General features: G+C 44.4%; 2 protein-coding genes. Both read left to right on the top strand.

The features are described 5' to 3' along the window. Positions 1–277: 277 nt before the first annotated feature. Positions 278–1,210: an ADP-ribosylglycohydrolase family protein gene (locus tag QT974_RS33435; protein ID WP_333472662.1), complete on the top strand. Its 933-nt coding sequence runs from the start codon at positions 278–280 to the stop codon at positions 1,208–1,210. 190 nt (positions 1,211–1,400) lie between these two features. Then, entirely contained in the window at positions 1,401–2,102 is a 702-nt protein-coding gene (locus tag QT974_RS33440; RefSeq protein WP_333472663.1) for a DUF4079 domain-containing protein, read from the top strand. Positions 2,103–2,510 lie beyond the last annotated feature (408 nt).

Consider the following 2,510-nt stretch of genomic DNA (forward strand, 5'->3'; position numbering starts at 1 on the left):
CGAAAATTTATCGGTTAAACCTAAGATTTTATGTCCAAATGCTACGCCCTTCTATAATTTTTGCACTCTTGTCTATTAGTCATTAGTCATTAGCAGGCCACTCCGCGCGCACTTTAGACAATTATAGGACTTACGCATGGGGGTCTAGAAACCGATTTTTTTACAAAAATACTTCGTTGCAACCCGCAGATTCGGTAAAAAACCCGGTTGATTCGATCGGTGCATAAATCCTGAATTCCCCATTAACAATTCCCCATTACCAATTCCCCATTACTATATGCAGCAAATAGAACGTTATCGCGGCAGTCTAATCGGTTTGGCAGTTGGCGATGCTTTGGGAACAACTTTAGAGTTTTGTCGCCCCGGAACTTTTGAACCCCTTAAAGATATGATTGGTGGCGGCCCGTTTCGACTGCAACCGGGACAGTGGACGGATGATACTTCGATGGCGCTTTGTTTGGCTGAAAGTTTGATTGAAAAAAAAGGTTTCGATCCAATCCATCAATTAGAAACTTATTTGAAGTGGCGGCGAGATGGACATTTGAGCAGTACGGGCGAGTGTTTTGATATTGGCAATACGGTTCAACAATCACTTTGGCAGTTTGAAGATACAAAAAAGCCTTACTGCGGTTCTACTGATTCTTGGGCTGCTGGAAATGGTTCGATTATGCGTTTGGCTCCCATACCTTTGTTTTATGCAAAAAATCCTTTAGAAGTTATAGACAAATCTGGAGAAAGTTCTCGAACTACTCACGGTGCTGCTACTTGCGTCGATGCTTGCCGCTATTTCGGTACTTTAATTGCGGGGGCTGTCAATGGAGTTAGTAAAGAAGTTTTGCTGTCGGAAAGATATTGTCCGATCGCCGAATATTGGGCCGCGCACCCGCTGGTGGCAGAAATTGATGAAATTGCGGCGGGTTCTTTTAAACGGCGACAACCTCCTGAAATTAAGGGTACTGGTTACGTGGTTAAGTCTTTGGAGGCGGCTCTTTGGGCATTTTATAACAGTTCGTCTTTTGCCGAAGGGTGTTTGTTGGCTGTGAATTTGGGTGACGATGCGGATACAACTGGTGCGGTTTACGGACAGTTGGCGGGAGCTTTTTACGGTGAATCTGCTATACCGCAAAAATGGATATCGCAATTGGCACATGGCTCTTTAATTGCATCTTTCGCCGAACAACTCTTGACTGTAGGACTTACGCACGGGTGACTATAAACTGAGTTTTTATAGATCCGAATCAATGGAAACGCTCTGGCGCTCCTGGTGAGTTAAAATCTCTTTTATTGTTATTTGGGATTTTATTGAAGCTTCGGGTTTTGTTCGATCGCGATCGGGCGATAGATTTCGTGAAAGTCTCAAAAGTTTAGTGTTGTCAAGTTTAACAACAAAAAGGTGCTGTATGGAATTTAAAGATTTTATGGCTTTGCTGCATCCTATTGTAGCTGTGGCGATCGTTTTTCCGATGCTGGGTATTGTGCTGAATATGGCTTGGCAAACTAGGCAGCGCCGCCAGCAAGTTGCATCGGGGGATAAAAGCAAAATTCCGCCTGTAGTCGGCTCAGAACACGTCAAAGCAGGTAAAATTCTGTCGGGATCTGTGGTAGGAGTGACGCTGTTGGGTCTGGGATACCCGATTTTTGAGAATATTTTGAGCAAGGATGTTTGGAGCAAAAACTCGTTTCAGGTAATTTTCATTGTGCTGATGTTTGTTGCTACCATTGCCTCTTTGGTCATGTTATATCGATCGACACCTGCTATGTGGCGCGGCGTATTTGCGACATTGACAGGTGCTGGCTTGGTGATTCTTGGCGCTCAAGATGGCGTTTATCGGCGCACCGATGAATGGTATTGGTCTCACTACTACATTGGCATCACCGCTGCGCTGCTGATGGTTTTCTCCTTGGCGATTGTTCAAGACATTTACAAAGATCGATCGAATCGCTGGCGCACAGTCCATGTCATCTTGAACTCGATCGCTGTATTGCTCTTTTTGGGACAAGGAATGACCGGAACCAGGGATTTGTTGGAAATTCCCCTGAGTTGGCAAAAACCCTATATTTATAGCTGTGACTTCCCCAATAAGACTTGCCCAAAGCCTTGAGCGATCGCATTACTTGGAGATTCAAGTTTAAAATTAGAGGAGCATCTCATTTTTTTGATTAGTCCTGCCGTCATCAGTCATTCGTCATATCAGTTCCGTCAAGCCGAGGAATCATTCATCTGTCTTCTCTCTTTTTGTCTCAACAGCGTCAACAGCGGTTAAATCACGTGAGGATACAACCGAAATTGAGATCGTTTGTCAGGGAGCATCTCTGCTCCCTGCAAAAAGTATGTTTTACGACTTGTGAGCGTCCTGGAAGAGTAACCCATAAATGGAGTAAGTCGGAGCAAAACACGACATTCCAAGTATGGTTCACTTTTTCAACTCCTCTGTAGTCGCGTCCTTCAGTTTGTGGGAGCTAGTCCCAACCAAATAGAGCGTAGTAAGGTAGGAATTTTTAGGCAGTTT

Origin of the sequence: Microcoleus sp. BM001215392, from assembly GCF_036700185.1 — a bacterium.
In the GTDB taxonomy this organism is placed as follows: domain Bacteria; phylum Cyanobacteriota; class Cyanobacteriia; order Cyanobacteriales; family Microcoleaceae; genus Microcoleus.